Genomic DNA, 19,249 nt, shown 5'->3' with positions numbered 1-19,249 from the left:
CGCTCTGTTGCCGCCCTACACCAGGTCCGCTGCAAATCGTGTACACACATTGGAAAGCATGCGTACCTCGGCACCGCTACAGCCTGCCGCTTCGAAAAAGCCGGAGGCTTCTCGCACGACGGCATACATATCCGTGACGATGGACCTTGCTTCATCCGCCCCCAACCCAAAGCGTTCAGGCGTACTCAGCAAATTACTGACAGACGATACCCGGCCTTCATTGCCGATGATGAGCGCCTGCAAGCCTAGTTGGGTAGGGTGGGGCAACACGTCAAATACTGGCGCAAGGGAATAGCCCGAGGCGCTGGTCAGCAGCAGCCCGGTTTGTTTCAGGTGGTCGTCGCTATTGCCGATGAGCACATTGAAGGCCATGCGCTTGTAAAGCTCACGCATGTCAAAGGTGGCATCGTCGCTGACCTTCTTCAATACGTCGGCGATCCTGGAGTAGGAAACGGCACCGTCAGCCGCATCAACCCGCATTCTCGGCTTCTCAGTGCTTACCAGAGAGTTGCAGCTGACATAGTGCTCGCGACCAGCGGCTTCATGTCGGTCAAAACGCTCGACCATCAAGACCGGTTTGCCGGCGACCTCTACCAACTTGTGCTTGGCTGCGGGTAGACCTGCTGCATCCGCCATTTGAAGGCTGGCGAATTCCGCCCGTGGCTGGTCGAACACATCGTCGCTACGGCCGAGTTTAGCTATCCATTCCTTGCCTTCATGGGTCACGGTGACCTTCGGCCTGGCGCCGCCCATGGAACTCCCAAACTCGAATAACCGTGCGATTTCCGCAGGCAGGTCGACGTCACCCTTCTCGACTCGATCAAGGCCCACCATGATTTTCTCAAGGTCTTCAAATTGCGGGGGTTGGTGCAGGGTTGGCAACTGACTTCTTGACGCACTGAACAGTAGGCAACCCACTCCTGCTCCCCGCGAGGCAAGTAGCCATTCAACTTCGTTTTGTGGATGCTGTTTGTGGGTCGCCAGCAGAACACGCCGGCCCCAATTGTCGGGCGTTGCGTCGTCGAGCACACCAAACATGCGCGTCGAGGAATACTGGTTGGGGGTCAGTGGCAAACTCAGCGGGTCAATCGCAAATGCGTCGGGCCGCGCGAGCCAACTGTTGGCGTAGCGAAAAACGAATCCATTCCCATGCATGGCCACCTCGCCAACAGGAACCGGGTCACCGACTAAGTGAGCTGAAAAAACAAAGGCATTACCAATCGGCTTCCAGGACATCGGGTTCTCCTTCAGTGCGAATTCGCTCAGGCTCACGGGCGAGGCTCATGGTAATGCCAACCTGGTCAAGTTCTGGTGACGCAATGCTCGCCATACCTTCTTCCAAGTCCATCGCGCTAAGTACATTCATCAGCACGCCGAGGGATACGCCGGCCTCGCCCTGCCTCAGCCGCTGATACGTCTGCCGCGTAATGCCCGCGCGGCTGCATATGGTGGAGATTTTCAACCGGCGACGAATGCGGGCTACTTCGATACCGTTCCCGATACCTCTCATTAGCTCAGCGCTTCTCTCTGAGATGTACCCTTTGTGCGGGTAGGGTTTCGCTGTTTCTTGCATGATATATCACTCTTTAAAGCAATAAAGGTAACTTATATCATCCAAGCCTCTAAGACTACCTGCAAAAAACCGGCTCGATGCTAAGGTTTTTTGTAGGAGCGAGCTTGATCGCGAAAAACTCACAGGCGCCGCGTTCAATCAGGAAACACGCGTTGTCGTTGACGTTTTTCGCGAGCAAGCTCGCTCCTACAGGTGTTACCAAACTTCAAAGGTTTTGCAAAAACACCACATACCCCCGAAACCACTCATTGCCCCGCAGATACCCCGGCTCTTGCCACTCCCCGCCCTGAATCAAGCCAATCTTGAACGGCACCCCCAGCCGATTCATCCGCGGCAAATACGCCGCGTAATCCGGGATGCTGTGACGCCCTTGATAGGTCTGCACCACCACTTCATCCACTACACCCTTGAGCTGGGCGATGGCGGCCGGGTCGGCGTTGCTGCTCCAGTCCATCAGGCCGGTGATGCTCAGGCGCAGGCCGGCGGGCAGGCGTTGGCGCAGGTCGCGCAGGAAGTCGGCGTATTCATGCAGGTATTGGGTGCGGGCATCGAAGTCGATCTGGATACCGACCACCGGGTTGCCGGCGTCACGCCAGCGTTGCACCTGGCCCAGCACCTGGGTGTAGACCCGTTCCGGCCAGCGCAGGGTGTGGGCGCGGTACACCACCCAGACGTCGCCTTGAGTAATGCGCGGCACGCTCATGCCCTGGGCGATCAGTTGTACACCGCGCTGGGGTGCGCGGCGCGTGGCGTTGATCTGGCCTTGCAGGATGTACAGGGTTTTTGCCTGCTTGATGACCGGCTGGGGCGTGACGCCACTCCACAGCCAGAAGGCGTCGTAGTCGCCTGCGTCAACGGCGCCAAAAGCCGGGCTTGCCAGCAACAGCAAGCCTAGCCACAGCGATTTCACCAGTAGTACTGCAGCGATTTGCCCCACTGGGTATCGGCAAAACTGCTCTTGAGTTGGCGGAACCAGGCTTTGCGCACTGCCGGCGCAACGTCTTCGCCGCCGCAGCTGTTGTAGCCGGCCGGCGCGTAGCAGTTGATGGCGCGGAACAACGCATAGGCCTTGTCGGTTTTCGGCGCCTTGGCGTTGGCGATCACCTGTTTGTAGCCGTCCAGGCGCGAGAAGGTTTCACCCTTGAAGTCCGAGGCGGTACTGCCCAGGCTGCCGGCGGCGCGGGGTTGTTCCAGGGGCATGCCGTCCAGACCGTTGCGCAGGATGAACTCGCCGAAGCAGTTCAAGGCGTGCGGGTTTTTGGCCTCGTCCTGCAAGGTCGCGGCGGTTTGCGCGATGCTTGGGCAGGCGTAGCCGGATTCGGCCTTGTCGCCGTTCCACTGGAACAGCTTCAAGGTCTGGCCGCTGGTATAGGTGTAGCCCAGGCTGGTGCCGAGTTTGTCGCCAGAGAGCGAGGCCTGCTTGAGATCATCGGCGAAGGTGGCGTACTGGCCGCGCAGCAGGTCTTTGTAGAGCAGCACGAATTGCGCACTCTGGCGCTCGGTCGGGTCGCTGGCGTTGGCGATCTGCTGACGCAGCAGGTCGGGGCCGGCGACGTTGCGCAGCAGGATGTAGCGCACTTGCTTGGCGCTGATCGGTGAGTCGGCGGCGAACACCTTGGCCAGTTGGCCGCTGCGCTCGTAGTTCATGGCCAATGCCAGCTCCAGATGGTCACGTTGCAGCGGTTGCTTGGCCAGCGGCAGCAGTTGCAGCCACAGGGCTTCGGCGCCGTTCCAGTCCTGCTTGGCCTCCAGGGCGAGGGCGCGCAGGGTCTGTTGGCTGAAGGCGAAGTAATCCAGGCTCGATGGCACATCCGCAGGCAGGTGCTTCAAGGCCGTGTCGGGTTGGTGCTCGACATACAGGGCATAGCTGGCTTGCAGGAAGTCAAACAGCGCCGGCTCAGTGGCGAAGGTGCTCTTTTGCTTATCCAGGTCTTCGCGGCTCAACAGCGGCGGGGTGTGGGCGCGCATCGCCATCAGGTCGCTGACCACTTGCAGCATCGGGCTGTTCGCGGCTTTGTTGCCGACCATCAGTAACTTGAGGTCGGCCTCTTCCACCAGTTCGTCCACGCTCACATTGCGCTGGGCGTCGGTGGCCTCGGTGAATTGCCAGGTGAAGTCTTCGGCAAGCTTGGCGTCGTCGTTCGCCAGCCAGTGCACACGGCGCAAGAGCCCACGGGCGGAGGCGACGTAATCGCCCTGTGGGTAAGTTTTCAGGTAACCGAGAAAGCCTTGCTCGGCATCGCTCAGGGCCGACTTATCCACATGCTCGCGTTGCGGCATGCCGTATTCGTCGAAGGCTTCAGCCTGGGCCTGATTCAGCGACGTACGCGCAGTCATGTACAGCGCCGTTTCCTTCAGCCACGGCACATCGCTGGTGGCGGCGGCGGCGAACCCGCGCTCGGCGTAATCGAAGCGCCCGCTGTAGAAGTCGCCAGCGGCCTGCAAATAGGTGCGAAACAACTGGGCGTTGGCCGAGGAGGTCAACTGCGCGTCCACGACTTGGCGGCTCCAGTCACAGGTTGTCAGCAGCTGCAGGCGTGCTTTTACCAACACATCGCGCTCGGCGGGCGGCATCTGGGCCTTGATCACCTGGCTGATAAACGCCGTGGCGCTGTCATCGTCATTGCTGCGGCAACGGCTGCCTTCGCCATTCAGGAAGGCCTGGCCTGCGGTCTTGTACTCCTCGCGCTTGATACCCAGGGGCTGGAGCAAAGTGTCGAGTTCGGCTGTGCGTGAATCGTCAGCCTTGTTGTCAGGCTCCTCATTCGTGGCCGGAACCGGCACCAGGCGGTACACCGGAAACGGCACCGGGCCAAAGCCTTGCGCCAAATCGTCTTCGCCCAAGGCATTCGGAGCCAGGGGCGCAGCTTTTTTGTCGGCCAGCAACAGGCGCAGGTTGACCCGGCTGTCGTTGCCCGGGCTGAGAAAGGGCTGGTTGCTGCACGGCTCGTAGCTGTCACGCGATACCCGCCAATCGGGGTAACACGAGTCGTCAGAGCTGGCCTGGGCCGGTAGGGAAAAACCGGCCAACAGGGCCAGGGCCAGAGGTGACAGCAAACCGATGCGCATAACGTTTCCTTGATCCTGAGTCCTTGGAGAAGGGCCAATAATAGCCTGATCCGACACGTGCTTCGGTGAAGGCCTACACAAATTGCTGATTTGTCCGATTCCAGCGGCGAGGCCAGGGCTTTTGGCCTAGAGTGGCGGTGTTTGCGCATGCGCAGTGTTTGTCCTGTAAGAGGGCAGTAGTAGCGGAGTCGATATGCGTCGGTCTGTGGTAGAGCAACACGAAAAAGTCGGGGCATTGCCTGCCTTTCATCGCTTGAGCTGGGAAGGTGCCGGCTGGCTCAGCCGCCTGTGGTGGGTGCCGATCCTGGCGCTGGCCATGGCCCTGCGGTTTTACCACCTCACCTCGGCGGCGATCTGGGGCGACGAAGGCTCCAGCCTGTTACTGAGCGAATACGCCCTGGCCGACCTGTGGTTTCACGCGGCCCATGATGTGCACCCGCCGCTGTACTTCTTGCTGCTGCGCGGTTGGATCGAGGTGTTCGGCGACAGCATCGGCTCGATTCGCAGCCTGAGTGCGATCCCCGGTATTGCCGTAGTGGGCCTGGGCATCTGGCTGACACGGCAACTGTCCACCCGCCGCGCGGCCGTGCTGGCGGGGATCCTGTTGGCGCTGCTGCCCACGGCGGTGCGCTACAGCCAGGAAGTGCGCATGTATTCGCTGCTGGGCGTGTGGCTGCTGGGCGCCACGCTGGCGCTGGTGTACTGGGTGAGGCAGCCCGAGCGCGCACGTTATTTGGCTGTGTATGTGCTGCTGATGAGCGCCGGGTTCTATACCCACTACTTCACCGCGCTGTGCGTGCTGGTGCATTGGGCGTACCTGGGGTCGCAGGCGCCGGGTCAGCGCTTGATCACGCGACCTGCCTGGTGGGTCGCCAACGTGGCGATAGTGTTGCTGTATCTACCCTGGCTGCCCAACCTGCTGGACCTGGTGCAGCACGTCGAACAGCTCAAAGTCGGCGGCGACATTGGTTGGGAAGAGCCAGTCAATCTACTGTCGCTGCCATCGATGGTCTGGCAGTTCCTGTTGCAGGATGACGGTCTCGGCCTGTGGCCGCCGCTGTTCTGGCTGTTCCCCCTGCTGCTCGCCGGGGTGGTTGTATCGACGGCCTGGCGCAATAACGCGGCGCGCCTACCGGCACTGTTTTGCCTGCTACCGCTGCTGCTGGTCTATGGCGTGTCCTTTATCTCGCCCGTGTTTATCGAGCGATACCTCACGGTGTATGCGTTAGGTCTGCCGATAGTCCTGGCGCTTGCCATCGACCGTTTGCCGTCCCGTTTGTCCTGGCTGGGCGTGGCGTTGTTCGCACTGTTTGTTGGCGTAGAACTGCTGGGGTTAAAGAACAACTTCGAGGTGGATGAACACGACCAGTTCAACGTGCCGGTGGAGTTCGTCAATCGCAACTACCAGGAAGGCGACCGCATCGTCCTCAGCGACATGATGTGGTACCTCAGCTACGTGTATTACGACCAGACCGACGCCCAACTTCAGCTCTACACACCCCCCAAACCCGACGGGACTGCCACTCGCCCGAACGCCTATGGTTTCGGCACACTGGTGGACCAGGACGGTGGCCGCATCTATCTGGACCGCCTCTCAGCACTGCCTGCTCAAACGCGACGGGTATGGTTGATCAGCAGCAACGAAGCCCCGGATGAATTCGCGCCACTGCCCAACGGCTGGCGCGAACTCAGTCGCCAGGACGGCGGTGGCGCCAGGGCGCGGTTGTTCGTGCTATGCAACGCACCGGCGCCGCAACCTGAAGGCTGCCGCTAGACTCACTTCAACCTACTTATGAGGAACCCTCCATGGAATCGCCAGTGCACAGCCTACCGGCTTTGTTCAAACAGCTTGGCTTACCGCACGACCCGGTCAGTATCGAGCAATTTGTCGCCTCTCATTCGCCGCTCAAGCCGGAGTTGAAACTGGCGGATGCGTTTTTTTGGAGCGACGCCCAGAAGGCATTTTTGCGTGAAGAGATTCTGGATGATGCGGATTGGGCGGTGGTGGTGGATGAGTTGAACTTGATGTTGCGGAGTGGGCGAGAGGTGTAAAAAAATATCCAAATAAGGGCGAGTATGTAAAAAAAAATGGTGAGCGGTAAAAAAAACTGGGCTTTAATCGCCTAAGTGAATTTTTTCTGGAAAGCTCGCCATGCCAACAGTCGGATACGCTCATCTGTGTGATGCGCTGGATCTAAAGGTTATCGCACCCTTGAGGACTGCGATGATCAAGCCGGTGACCAGGATTACCTTGATCGGCGACTGCCTGGCAGTTCCCCATTCGGTGGCGCCCGCCCAACATGCGCTGTTTGAGCATGTGTTATTTGCGCTTAAGCATGAAGGCGTGAACCTGGCGATACTTGCCCAGGTGTTTGAACAGCTCGGCCCAGAACCGTTTTTGAACGCGCTGGCCGACTCGCCTAACGGTGCGTTTATCCGAAAAGCCTGTTTTCTGTGGGAAGGCTTTACCGGGAAAATGCTGGATCACACCCTTCCTGTTCGTGGTCGCGTTGTTCCCTTGTTCGATCCCCAGCGCTATGTAACCGGCCCGAGCATTCGCAACAGTCGTTGGCGAGTGGATTTTAACGGTTTGGGCTCTTTACATTATTGCGCCACCGTAGAGCGAACGCCTGAGCTGGAAGCGTTGTTGGCGCTTGATGTATTGGCTCGTGCCAAATCCTTCATGGCCACCCTCCCTCCCGAAATGATGGACCGCGCCATCCAGTGGGCATACCTGCACGAAACCCGCGACTCATTTGCCATCGAAAAAGAACAACCCAGCGAAGAAAAATCCCGCCGCTTCGTCCAACTCCTGCGCCAGGCCCACGAAGGCCGGTTGCTCACCGAGGACTACTTGGTCGAGCTGCAAAACAGCACCATCTCCAATCCGTTTGACAAAGCCGTCGCGTTTCGCCACGAACAGAACCATCTGCACAACGGGCTACGCGGCGCAGCCGGTGTGAGCTACGTGCCGCCAGCTCCCGCGCTTTGCCAGGAATTAATGGAAGAGCTGATGGCCTTCGCCAACCAGCCCGTGCGAGACGTCGATCCTTTAGTGGCGGCCGCGGTCACCGCTTTTGGTTTCGTCTTCCTGCACCCGTTCATGGACGGTAATGGGCGCCTGTCTCGCTTCCTGATTCACCAGACGCTCTGCCACTACGGCGCACTGGAAAATGGTTTGCTGCTACCGGTCTCTGTCGCCATGAAACACGAGGAACAAGCCTATCTGGAGGCACTCAAGACCTTCTCCCAGCCGACTCGGGAATTCTGGAACGTCACCTGGCTGGACGCCGACCACATGGCGATCGACTTCATCGGCCACCCCTCGATCTATCGCTACTGGGATGCGACCCGTTGCGTCGAATTCACCCTGCAAATGGCCCGCCGCGCACTGGAAGTGGAACTGCGCGAAGAAACCGAATTCCTCGACCGTTATGACCAAGTGATCAAAGCGGTGAACCAACGCTACGACGTGCGCGGCAGCGATCTGTCGAAGCTGGTGATGATGTGCCTGGATAACGGTGGGAAGCTTTCCAAGCATCGGCGTAAGCAGTTTCAGTACAGTGTGGCGGAGGAGGTGTTTGAGTTTATTGAGGAGGACAGCTTGAGGTTGATGGGCGAGTAAGAGGTCATCCAGTCACGCCAGATGAGGCGTATGAAAAAAAGGAATTCCGTATCTGAGTGATGTGATAAGCGCCTCAGATGTTTTGCGAGAGCACAGTGATGTGCAAGTTGTCATGTTTATGGGGGCGTTGGTTTTACAGGCCTCAATTTTTGCATCCTGTGCCATGTTTTTTCTTCAGAAAAAATCAGTCAGGTGGCTTGTCTTTTTTCAAACCCCCTTACGACTTGTGCACATTATTCCGTCCGTTTCGCTCCTGTTGATTGGCGCTCGAGTTTTCCCGCATTACAACGTACTGGCAATGGCTGGATTGATCGGTGCGTCGGAGATTTTAAAAGTCTGGAGCGTGTGGCGATGGAGCAAAAAATGCTGACGCTGACCTAATGTGGGAGCGGGCTTGCCCGCGAAAGCGGCGTGTCAGTCACTGAATATTCAACTGAACCACCGCTTTCGCAGGCAAGCCAGCTCCCACATTTTGTTTGTCGTATGGCGAATATCAGCGATTTGCTGATGCCTACCCTAAAACCCGCTTTACTCAAGCCACATCCCACCACTCATCTGCGAAATTGTTTCAAAACTTGACGATGCTCCATGCATCGACCATATTGATAGTTAGCAAACTAACTGTATGCGAACTATCCAGTGCCTCAATCCCTCGAACAACTCCAGATGAGCCTCAGCAGCAGCATGGTGGTGGGCGCCCGTAATTGGCGCAAAATCTGCCAGACCACGCTGGTGAGCTATGGCATCTCCGAAGCCTGCGCCGTGCCGTTGTTGATGATCGGTCGCTTGGGCGACGGGGTACACCAGGTCAAAGTAGCCCAGGCTTCCGGTATGGAAAGCCCATCACTGGTGCGCCTGCTCGACCGGCTGTGCGGTGACGGTTACGTCTGCCGCACCGAAGACATCCACGACCGCCGCGCCAAGGCCTTGAGCCTTACCGAGCGTGGCCGTGAGCTGGTGCAGGCGGTGGAGGCGCAACTGGTGCGCCTGCGCAAGGACGTGTTGGCGGATATCGCCCGCGACGATCTGCAAGCGGCACTGCGTGTATTGCGCGCCTTCGAAGCGGCCGAGGCTGTGTCGCCTTGAACGGATTTTTTACCGGCTTCCCGCCTGCCCGCGATTGGTTCTACGGGGTGCGTACTTTCGCCGCGTCGATGATCGCGCTGTATATCGCCATGCTCATGCAGATGCCGCGTCCGTACTGGGCGATGGCCACGGTGTATATCGTATCCAGCCCGTTTGTCGGCCCTACCAGTTCCAAAGCCCTGTACCGCGCCATCGGCACCTTGATGGGCGCGGCGGCGGCGGTGCTGTTTGTGCCGATGTTCGTGCAGTCACCCTACATTCTGGTGGTGGTGATTGCGTTGTGGACCGGCACCTTGCTGTTTCTGTCCATGCACCTGCGCACCGCCAATAACTACGCCCTGATGCTGGCCGGCTACACCTTGCCGCTGATTGCCTTGCCGGTGGTGGATAACCCCTTGGCGGTCTGGGATGTGGCGGAGGCGCGTACCGAAGAAATCTTCCTCGGCATCGCAGTCGCAGCGGTGGTGGGCGCGATGTTCTGGCCTCGGCGGCTGATGCCGGTGTTCGATGGCTCGGTGGCCAAGTGGTTCAGCGACGCGCAGGTCTATAGCCAGCGCTTTCTCAGCCGCAAGGTCGACCCGCAAGAAGTCAGCAACCTGCGCGGCGGCATGGTCGCCACCTTCAACACCCTTGAATTGATGATCGGCCAGCTGCCCCACGAAGGCGCACGCCCGCAGACGGTACGCAACACCAAGGAACTGCGCGGGCGCATGATTCACCTGCTGCCAGTGATCGACGCTTTGGACGATGCGGTGTACGCCATTGAGCACCGTGCGCCAGAGTTTCTCGATCAGCTCACGCCGCTGCTGGAAGATGCCAGCGCCTGGCTGCAAAGCACCACCGAAGCCGCGCCACTGGAAAGCTGGCGCCTGCTGCGCGACAAGATCGACGCCGCTCAACCCCAGGGCGAAGCGCTGGATGACCGTCATACGTTGCTGTTCTCCAACGCCCTGTACCGCCTGGGCGAATGGGTCGACCTGTGGCAAGACTGTCGTAGCCTGCAAGCCGCCATCCAGTGTGAAAGCCAGGACACCTGGCGCGCCGTCTACCGCCACTGGCGCCTGGGACGGCTCACGCCGTTCCTCGACCGTGGGCTGATGTTCTACTCGGCGTTCTCCACCGTGACCGCGATCATCGTCGCCTCGGTGCTGTGGATTCTGCTGGGCTGGACCGACGGCGGCAGCGCGGTGATCCTTGCCGCCGTCGCCTGCAGCTTTTTCGCCTCGATGGACGATCCGGCACCGCAGATCTACCGGTTCTTTTTCTGGACCGCCATGTCGGTGCTGTTCGCCAGCTTGTATCTGTTTCTGGTGCTGCCCAACCTGCATGACTTCCCCATGCTGGTGCTGGCCTTCGCCGTGCCGTTTATCTGCATCGGCACCCTTACGGTTCAGCCACGCTTCTACCTGGGCATGTTGCTGACGCTGGTGAACACCTCGTCGTTCATCAGCATCCAGGGCGCCTATGACGCGGACTTTCTCAACTTCGCCAACGTCAACCTGGCCGGGCCCGTTGGCCTGCTGTTCGCGTTCGTGTGGACGTTGATCGCCCGACCCTTCGGCGCTGAATTGGCGGCCAAGCGCCTCACCCGTTTCAGCTGGCGCGACATCGTCAGCCTCACCGAGCCCGCCACCCTGGCCGAGCACCGGCACATGGCCGTACAAATGCTCGACCGCCTGATGCAACACCTGCCGCGCCTGGCCCTCACCGGCCAGGACACGGGCATCGCTCTGCGTGACCTGCGCGTGGCGCTGAACCTGCTCGACCTGCTGGCCTACTCGCCACGCATCCTCGGTGTGCCACGGGTGTTGCTCAACCAGGTGGTGGAAGGCGTGGGCGGTTACTTCAAGGCCTGCCTCAAGGCGGGTGAACGCTTGCCCGCGCCCAGCGGTCTGCTGATGACCCTGGACCGCACGCGTCGCGCCCTCAATGGCCAGGGTCTGCAAGACGAAGACGACACGCGCCTGCATCTGCTGCACGCCTTGGCCGGCCTGCGTCTGGCGCTGTTGCCCGGTGTGGAGTTCATTGGCGGTACAGAGATGGAAGCGCCGTTACCTGATGGAGCGCCTTTATGATCGGTGACCTGGATATCAGTGGGGTGTTCCTGCCTACGCTGCTGGTGCTGATGGGCATTACTTATGTGTTGTTTCTGGTGGTGCACGGGCTGTTGACGCGCATGCACTTCTATCGCCTGGTCTGGCACCGGGCATTGTTCAATGTGGGGCTCTACGCGCTGTTGCTGGGCGCGGTGGACTCACTCAGTCGATATTTGATGACATGAAAAACCCTTTTTTGACTATCGGCCGTGTCGTCCTGACGTTGTTGATCGTGAGTTTCGCGGTCGTCGTTGTGTGGCGCATGGTCATGTACTACATGTTTGCGCCCTGGACCCGTGACGGCCACATCCGTGCCGACATCGTGCAGATCGCCCCGGACGTTTCCGGGCTGATCCAGCGCGTTGACGTGCGCGACAACCAGTTGGTGACCAAGGGCCAGGTGCTCTTCGCCGTCGACCAGGACCGCTTCAAGCTGGCCCTGCGCCAAGCCCAGGCCGCCGTGGCCGACCGCCAGGAAACCCTGGCCCAGGCCCAGCGCGAGTACAAGCGTAACCGTGGCCTGGGCAACCTGGTGCCCAGCGAGCAACTGGAAGAGAGCCAGTCCCGCGTCGCCCGCGCCCAATCGGCACTGGCCGAAGCGCAAGTGACGGTGGACTCCGCCCAACTCAACCTCGACCGCTCGGTGATCCGCAGCCCTGTGGACGGCTACGTCAACGACCGCGCACCGCGTACCCAGGAGTTCGTCACCGCCGGGCGCCCGGTGCTGTCGGTGGTAGACAGCAACTCCTTCCACATCGACGGCTATTTCGAAGAGACCAAACTCGACGGTATCCACGTCGGCATGGGCGTGGATATCCGTGTGATCGGCGACAACGCGCGCCTGCATGGCCACGTGCAGAGCATCGTCGCCGGTATCGAAGACCGCGACCGCAGCAGCGGCTCCAACCTGTTGCCCAACGTCAACCCGGCGTTCAGCTGGGTGCGCCTGGCCCAGCGGATCCCGGTGCGTATCGCCTTTGATGACGTGCCGGCGGACTTTCGCATGATCGCCGGGCGCACGGCGACGGTGTCGATCATTGACGACAAAGTTAAAGACGGGGACAAACCATGAAGCGGCTTCTGGCAACCGCTTCCCTGGGGTTGTTGCTGTCGGCCTGCCAAGTTGTAGGCCCGGATTACAAACTGCCGGAACAGGCCGCAGTCAACCGTGGCGACCTGCAAGGGCCGATCATGGGTGAAGGCAAAAACGTGGTGTCGGCACCGGTGCCGGCGGATTGGTGGAAGCTGTACAAAGACCCGCGCCTGGACGAACTGGTACGCCAGGCCATGGCCTCCAACACCGACCTGCGCGTGGCCGCCGCCAACCTGCAGCGCTCGCGTTATCAGGTGCAGCAGGCCGAATCCGCTGGCGGCTGGAGTGCCGGCGTCAAGGCCGAGGCCCAGCGTTTGCAGGAATCTGGCGAGGCCTTCTTGCTGCCGGACAAAGTCCCGGTAGGCAATATCGGTAGCGTCGGGATTACCACGTCCTATCAATTCGACCTGTTCGGCACCTTGCAGCGCGGCATCGAAAGCGCCCAGGCCAGCGCCGATGCCACCCAGGCCGCGGCGGATATCGCCCGCATCACCCTGGTGGCCGATGTGGTGCGCTCCTATACCCAGGTGTGCGCGGCCAACGAAGAACTGGCGATTGCCAACGAGTCCCTCGACCTGCAAGCCCAGAGCACCAAACTGACCCAGCGCTTGCGAGATGCCGGGCGTGGCGATGAGACCCAGGTGACTCGTTCGCAAACCCAATACAAATCCCTGCGCGCCGATATACCGCGTTATGAAGCCTCGCGTCAGGCGGCGCTGTTCCGGCTGTCGATGTTGCTGGCCAAACCTGTCGACCAACTGCCAGCCGGCACGGGCACCTGTGCCGAGCTGCCACATATTGCTCAACTGCTGCCGGTAGGCGATGGCGCCACGCTGCTCAAGCGCCGCCCGGACGTGCGCCAGGCCGAACGCCAACTGGCCGCCGCCACGGCACGCATCGGTGTGGCGACCGGCGCGTTGTACCCGGATATCAGCATCGGCGCCACGGTCGGCACCGTCGGCTTGTTGGAGAACCTCGGCACGCCTGCCACCAACCGCTGGGGCTTTGGCCCGATGATCAGCTGGACTGTACCGACCAACGGCGCTCGCGCCCGCGTGCATGAAGCTGAAGCCGCGACCCAGGGTGCCCTGGCCCACTTCGACGGCGTGGTGCTCAACGCCATCCGCGAAACCCAGACCGGCCTGGCCCAATACACCGCCGTGTTGCAACGCCGCGACGCCCTGGCCGACGCCGAACAGTCGGCGCGAGAAGCCGCCGGCCAGACCCATCGCTTCTTCCAGGCCGGCCGCGAATCCTTCCTGGCCGACCTGCAAGCCACGCGCACCTACACCGATATGCGTGCGCAACTGGCGGCGGCCAACACCCAGGTTGCCATGAGCCAGATCGACCTGTTCCTGGCCCTGGGCGGCGGTTGGGAAAGCGGACGAACGCAAGGGGAAAAACCCGGCAAACCGTGAGGTGATTGCTATGCTTTCTTGGGTGAGGCCCGCTGGCGCCTCACCCGACAAAGCTCGCGTTTGCTCATGGGGATTCCAAGAATGAAAAACCCTTATGCTCCCGCTTTCTGGTGCGTGCTCTTCGCACTGGTTTTGTTATCGGCCGCGTATTTTTACGGCGTCATGCTCGCCCATCAACTCGACAAGGCCATGGTGTTCCTCGACAGCGCCTGCCTGGTGATCGGCACCTTATCCATCGGCGTGGTGGCCTGGGCGTCGTATCAAAACCAGCGGGTGAAGAAAAAACTCCTCGAACAGGGCAAGACCCGCGTGGCGATCTGGGACACCAAGGTCGCCCTGCGCCGTGTCGAAACCGTGTTCGATCGCTATTTCTGGGGCAGTTACTGGCAGCCGGGGCGCACGTTCCAGGAAGTCATGGGCGACCTCACCGGCACGCCGCTGGAAAAAAGCCTCGAAGTCCTGAAAAAACAATGTGTGCTGCTGGATCGGCAAGTTGCTGACGGTAGGCACTGGCTGGATAACGCGCGGGAATTGTCCGACGTGGCCACGCAAATGGCCCGGGAGCGCTACCAGCTGGACTTTTGCGACCCCAAGGCCGACACCCCCGGCAATGCCGTGATACATCGTGAGTTCGAGGTGCTGGTGTACACCTGGACCGCACGCTTGAAGAGTTTTGATCACCAACTGGATGAAGTCGAACAGGAGTACTCCTGAACTCCTGCTGAACTGATCCCTCTGAAAGGTTGGGCCGTTTACGCCTGCCAGTGCTAATCTTCCCCAGCCTTTGGCCACACGGGCCACGACTGTAGGAGCGAGCTTGCTCGCGAAAGACGCCAACGATAACGCGTGCATTCTGAATGAACGCGATGCCTATGCGTTGTTCGCGAGCACGCTCGCTCCTACAGGAACCCCTACAGGGTTCAAGGAAGACAGCCCACTTCTCACAGGATTTGATCAGGTCACTTCATGAATAAGCCAGCCGTTGTTTTCTTGGGTTTTGTTGTCGCCGTCGGCGCCGTCAGTGCGGGCGGTGCCTGGTACACCGGTAAACAACTGGAGCCGGTCCTGCAAACCGCTATCCAGAGCGCCAATAAAGAACTGCAGACCTCCATGGCCGGCGTCGATGGCAGCGTGACCCTGGAGCTGGTGTCCCTGGACCGTGGCGTGTTCAGCAGCACCGCGCACTATCGCCTCAAGGGCCAAGGCAGCGTGTTCGGCGAAGACAACCCGAACCCCGAATTGCTGTTCGTCGACCACATCGAACACGGCCCGCTGCCGTTCTCGCGCCTGGTGACCCTCAAGTGGTTGCCGGTCATGGCCACCAGTCACTACGAACTGGAAAAGAACCCCACCACCGAAAAATGGTTCGCCGCCAGCAAAGACGTGTCGCCGCTCAAAGGCGTGGCGAATATCGGCTATAGCCGTTCGGTCAGCGGCAACATCGAATTGCTGCCCCTGGAGTTCAAGGACGCCACTTCCTCGGTGAGCTTCTCCGGCGCCAACCTCAACTTCGACAGCAGCGCCGAAGGCCAGAAGGTCAAGGCCGAAGGCTTCATGAACAGCCTCAAGGTTGCCGCAGTGGACGCCGAAGGCACACCGTTCGAAGCGGAGCTGGCCGGCTTGACCGTCGCCAGCAACCTGGAAAAAACCACCTTCGGTTTCTACACCGGCCAGAACACCGTGGAGCTGACCGACACCAAGGTCACCTTCGGCCCGCAGAAAGCCGTGCTGACCCTCAAGGGTTTCGAGCAGAAAGACTCCAGCGAAACCAAGGACAACAACCTGGCTGGCCGCGTCGACTACAAGATCGACGAGATCGGCTACCAGGGCAAAGCAGTCGGTTCGGCCGCCATGGCCGTGAGCATGAAGAACGTCGACATTCCGGCGATGCTGGTGCTGACCAAGCTCTACCAGGACAAGATGCAACCGGTGCAAGCTGCCGCTGCTGCCGGTCAACCGGTGCCGGAGCTGCAAATGACCGAAGCCGAGCAAGCCCTTGCGGAAGCCAACGTCAACCAGGTGCTGGCCGCCAAGCCGCAACTGGCCGTGGAAAACCTGTCGCTCAAAACCACCCGTGGCGAAAGCAAGTTCAACCTGGTGGTGGACCTGGCCAAGCCAACGTCCATGGAGCTGCCGCCGGTTGAACTGGGCAAGCAAATGGTCTCGCTGCTGGATGCCAACCTGACCCTGTCCAAGCCGATGATCAGCGACGTGGCGGCCCTTCAAGCCCAGGTGGGCGGCGTGACCGACCCGCAAGCCATCGAACAGCAATCGCAGATGGCGGCCGAGATGGTCAGCAGCATGGCGGTCGGTACTCAACTGGCGACCCTGGTGGGCACCGACGTGGTTTCCAAGCTGCACTACGCCAACAACGAGGTGACCTTCAACGGCCAGAAGATGACCGTTGAGCAGTTCCTCAGCTTTGTGATGTCCAAAGCCGGTGCGGTCAGCGGCGCCCAATAAACCTGAAATGCGATAAAAAAATGTGGGAGCTGGCTTGTGTGGGAGCTGGCTTGCCTGCGATAGCATCGCCCCGGTCTGGCTGAACGACCGAGGTGCCTGCATCGCGGGCAAGCCCGGCTCCCACACAAACCCGGCTCCCACTTTTGTTTTGTGTGAGGGCAAAAAATCGCGGTCGTACAATTCTGAACAATTGTTCTGAATTGTGCTTCCCCCTACTTCCCTAAGGGATAGTTCCTACAGGAAAGCTAGGTCGGGTCCCGAGACGCCGACACCCTGAAGCGTTTCGCTCAGGACCATCTATCGTTAGAGCTTTCCGTGTGTAAGGAAGCTCACGACATGCTGCGAAACCACCCCTACAGTGCCTCAGGCCGGTTGCGTCTGCTTATCGGAGCCGCACTGTGCAGCCAATTGCTGGTCCCAGGCCTTGCATTTGCCGACCCTGCCTACGACGCCCTGATCATCCAGGCCCGCAACGGTCACTTCACGCCGGCGCTGACCCAACTTCGCCAACTCTCCGCCGAACGCCAGACCCCAGGCCAGGTCAGCGACCACCTGGTGATCGCCGGCTGGGCCGGGCAAGACGCCGAAGTGCTCAAGGTGTACGAGGCGCAAGGCAAGCATCGCAACCTCACCACCCAGGCACTCGCCACGGTGGCGCGCACTTATCGCAATCAAAAGCAGTGGGCTCAGGCCGAAGCGGTCTATCGCCAGGCGCTGCTGCGTGAACCCAATAACGTCGACCTGCAACTGGGCCAGGCCCTCACCCAGGCCGATGGCGGCAAAGCCAACGAAGCGGTACAACGCCTGCGCACGCTGGTGGCGGCGCAACCCAATGACCCCAATCGCCGCATGGCCCTGGGATATGCGCTGACACGTGCCGGCCTGAACTACGACGCGCTGTTCGAATTCGACCAAGCCTTTATCCGCGCCGGTGACAAACCCGAAGTGGCCCGTGAATACATCGTTGCCCTGCAAAAGGCGCGGCTGCCGGAGCCGGCACTGCGCCTCTCGGCCAAGCGCCCGGGGCTGGTGGACGCAGTCACCCAGCGCCGCCTCGAAGGTGACCTTGCCGCCGAGCGTGTGCGCATGGCTGAGTTCGCCACACGCAGCGAGAAGGAACGCTACGTCATCGCAGACCGTGCCCTGCAGGACTACGACAAACTGATCAGTCGCTGGGCGCCGGACGCCACAGCCAAGGACGACGTCATCCGCTGGCGCATTGACCGCCTGGGCGCGCTCAAAGCGCGAGCACGGCATGCCGAGGTGATCCGCGATTACCAGACCCTCACCGGCGAAGGCGTGCAACTACCTACCTACGCGTTGCGTTGGGTTGCCGGCTCTTACCTGGAACAGCGCCAGCCGGAAAAGGCCGAGCCGTTGTACCGCCAGGTACTCACCGCCCCCGACACCGATGCCAGCTATCGGGTCGATGACAGCACGGCGCTGTTCTACGCCTTGTTGGAAAGCGACAAGGTCGAAGAGGCTCGCCAGGTCGCTAACAACCTGGCCAAGGAGCAAAACCCCCGCGTTGAGCTCAAGGGCTTGCCCATTGGTAACCCCAATGACAACTGGATGGACGCGCAACAATTATCCGCCCAGGCCGGTACCTATGGCGGTGACCTGCCCGGCAGCGAAGCCAGCCTGGAAGCGCTGGTGGCCAAGGCACCGGGCAATGTGGGCCTGCGCCTGGCCCAGGCCGACATGTACCGCGCCCGCGACTGGCCGCGTCGCGCCGAAGGCACGCTCAAGGAAACTGAAACCCAGGCTCCCCGCGATATCGGCCTGGAAGTCTCCCAGGCCTATACCGCCATGGACTTGCAAGAATGGCGGCAGATGGACGCGCTCACCGACGACGTGCTCGCCCGTAACCCGGACAACCGTCAGGTGCAGCGCCTGAGCCGCCTGCGCGATGTGCACGACATGGCCGAGTTGCGTGTCGAGGCCTACACCGGCAAGAGCTACGGTGGCGGCAATAACAACGACGCTGGTGCCGTCTCCGGCAGCCGAGACTGGGGTATTGAAAGCGTGATCTACACGCCTCCCATCGACGAAGATTGGCGCCTGTTCGCCGGTGCCGGCTATGCCACCGCCGACTTCCAGGAGGGCACTGGCCAACATCGCTGGCAGCGCGTGGGCGTGGAGCGTCGCACCCGTGACATGACCATCGAAGCCGAAGTGTCCAACCATTCCTATGGCGACGGTTCCAAGCAAGGCGCCAGCGTGTCGATTGCCCGCGACATCAACGACCACTGGCAATACGGCGGCAGCCTTGGTTATTTGCTCAGCACCACGCCGTTGCGGGCCCTGAATGACGGTGTCACAGCCAACGGCGGCAGCGGTTTTATCCGCTGGCGCGCCAACGAAAGCCGCGAGTGGAAACTGACCCTCAGCCCGTCCCATTTCAGCGACGGCAACGACCGCTTCGAAGCCTTGCTCACCGGCCGCGAGGGCCTCTACAGCTCGCCCCATGTGCAAGTGGACCTGGGCCTGGAAGTGGGCGCCAGCCGCAACAGCAAGGAAGACACCGTGTACTTCAACCCGAAGTCGGACTTCACGGTGTTGCCCATGATCAACGTCAATCACGTGCTCTATCACCGCTATGAAACCCAGTGGAGTCAGCAGTTCCAAATCGGCGCGGGTACCTACAGCCAGCGTGACTACTCCACCGGCGGTATTGGCCTGATTGGCTACGGCCAACGCTATCGCTGGAATGACGTACTGGAAATGGGCGCCAACCTCAGCCTGATCAGCCGACCTTATGACGGTGATCGCGAACGCGATCTGCGCCTGCTCGTCGACCTCACTTACCGTTTCTAAAAGAGCCTG

15 protein-coding genes are annotated in these 19,249 nt (G+C 60.7%); 11 read left to right on the top strand and 4 right to left on the bottom strand.

Annotated elements, in window-relative coordinates:
- Positions 1-15 precede the first annotated feature (15 nt).
- From HU730_RS12485 to HU730_RS12470, 4 genes are all read right to left on the bottom strand, one after another.
- A complete protein-coding gene (locus HU730_RS12485; RefSeq protein ID WP_186526683.1) occupies positions 16-1,236 on the bottom strand; it encodes a type II toxin-antitoxin system HipA family toxin in 1,221 nt (406 codons plus the stop codon).
- Positions 1,214-1,573 (bottom strand): helix-turn-helix transcriptional regulator, encoded by a 360-nt coding sequence (locus HU730_RS12480; RefSeq protein WP_060764916.1) that lies wholly within the window; start codon positions 1,571-1,573, stop codon positions 1,214-1,216. Before HU730_RS12480 ends, HU730_RS12485 begins: the two co-directional genes overlap by 23 nt.
- A 205-nt stretch (positions 1,574-1,778) precedes the next feature.
- Entirely contained in the window at positions 1,779-2,483 is a 705-nt protein-coding gene (locus tag HU730_RS12475; RefSeq protein ID WP_096144436.1) for a DUF3142 domain-containing protein, read from the bottom strand.
- Complete coding sequence (locus HU730_RS12470) at positions 2,480-4,642, bottom strand: outer membrane assembly lipoprotein YfiO (protein WP_186526684.1); 2,163 nt, start codon at positions 4,640-4,642, stop codon at positions 2,480-2,482. Before HU730_RS12470 ends, HU730_RS12475 begins: the two co-directional genes overlap by 4 nt.
- Positions 4,643-4,835: 193 nt before the next feature.
- Here HU730_RS12470 and HU730_RS12465 point away from each other — a divergent pair, with 193 nt between their 5' ends.
- From HU730_RS12465 to pgaA, 11 genes are all read left to right on the top strand, one after another.
- Positions 4,836-6,416 carry a glycosyltransferase family 39 protein gene (locus tag HU730_RS12465; protein ID WP_186526685.1) on the top strand — a complete coding sequence of 527 codons (1,581 nt, stop codon included), beginning with the start codon at positions 4,836-4,838 and terminating at the stop codon, positions 6,414-6,416.
- A gap of 32 nt (positions 6,417-6,448) precedes the next feature.
- The gene (locus tag HU730_RS12460) at positions 6,449-6,694 is read left to right on the top strand and encodes a DUF2789 domain-containing protein (protein WP_054896848.1); all 246 of its coding nucleotides are present in this window, start codon (positions 6,449-6,451) and stop codon (positions 6,692-6,694) included.
- Positions 6,695-6,794: 100 nt separating this feature from the next.
- Complete coding sequence (locus tag HU730_RS12455; protein WP_186526686.1) at positions 6,795-8,267, top strand: Fic family protein; 1,473 nt, start codon at positions 6,795-6,797, stop codon at positions 8,265-8,267.
- Between the two features lie 666 nt (positions 8,268-8,933).
- The gene (locus HU730_RS12450; RefSeq protein WP_186526687.1) at positions 8,934-9,353 is read left to right on the top strand and encodes a MarR family transcriptional regulator; all 420 of its coding nucleotides are present in this window, start codon (positions 8,934-8,936) and stop codon (positions 9,351-9,353) included.
- Positions 9,350-11,428: an FUSC family protein gene (locus tag HU730_RS12445; RefSeq protein ID WP_034125425.1), complete on the top strand. Its 2,079-nt coding sequence runs from the start codon at positions 9,350-9,352 to the stop codon at positions 11,426-11,428. The genes HU730_RS12450 and HU730_RS12445 overlap by 4 nt, the downstream gene beginning before the upstream one ends.
- Entirely contained in the window at positions 11,425-11,634 is a 210-nt protein-coding gene (locus HU730_RS12440) for a DUF1656 domain-containing protein (RefSeq protein WP_003187469.1), read from the top strand. Before HU730_RS12445 ends, HU730_RS12440 begins: the two co-directional genes overlap by 4 nt.
- Positions 11,631-12,521, top strand: coding sequence for an efflux RND transporter periplasmic adaptor subunit (locus HU730_RS12435; RefSeq protein WP_105225341.1), 891 nt, complete (start codon positions 11,631-11,633; stop codon positions 12,519-12,521). Before HU730_RS12440 ends, HU730_RS12435 begins: the two co-directional genes overlap by 4 nt.
- The gene (locus tag HU730_RS12430; protein WP_057977820.1) at positions 12,518-13,960 is read left to right on the top strand and encodes an efflux transporter outer membrane subunit; all 1,443 of its coding nucleotides are present in this window, start codon (positions 12,518-12,520) and stop codon (positions 13,958-13,960) included. Before HU730_RS12435 ends, HU730_RS12430 begins: the two co-directional genes overlap by 4 nt.
- Positions 13,961-14,041: 81 nt before the next feature.
- The gene (locus HU730_RS12425) at positions 14,042-14,674 is read left to right on the top strand and encodes a hypothetical protein (protein WP_019819550.1); all 633 of its coding nucleotides are present in this window, start codon (positions 14,042-14,044) and stop codon (positions 14,672-14,674) included.
- Positions 14,675-14,926: 252 nt separating this feature from the next.
- Positions 14,927-16,423: a YdgA family protein gene (locus HU730_RS12420; protein ID WP_186526688.1), complete on the top strand. Its 1,497-nt coding sequence runs from the start codon at positions 14,927-14,929 to the stop codon at positions 16,421-16,423.
- Between the two features lie 336 nt (positions 16,424-16,759).
- Complete coding sequence (pgaA, locus tag HU730_RS12415) at positions 16,760-19,240, top strand: poly-beta-1,6 N-acetyl-D-glucosamine export porin PgaA (protein WP_089042756.1); 2,481 nt, start codon at positions 16,760-16,762, stop codon at positions 19,238-19,240.
- Positions 19,241-19,249 lie beyond the last annotated feature (9 nt).

The organism is Pseudomonas sp. SWRI22 (genome assembly GCF_014268395.2).
Lineage (GTDB): Bacteria > Pseudomonadota > Gammaproteobacteria > Pseudomonadales > Pseudomonadaceae > Aquipseudomonas > Aquipseudomonas paracarnis.
Note: the sequence above shows the minus strand (reverse complement) of the source record. Positions and strands in the feature narration are given on the sequence as shown.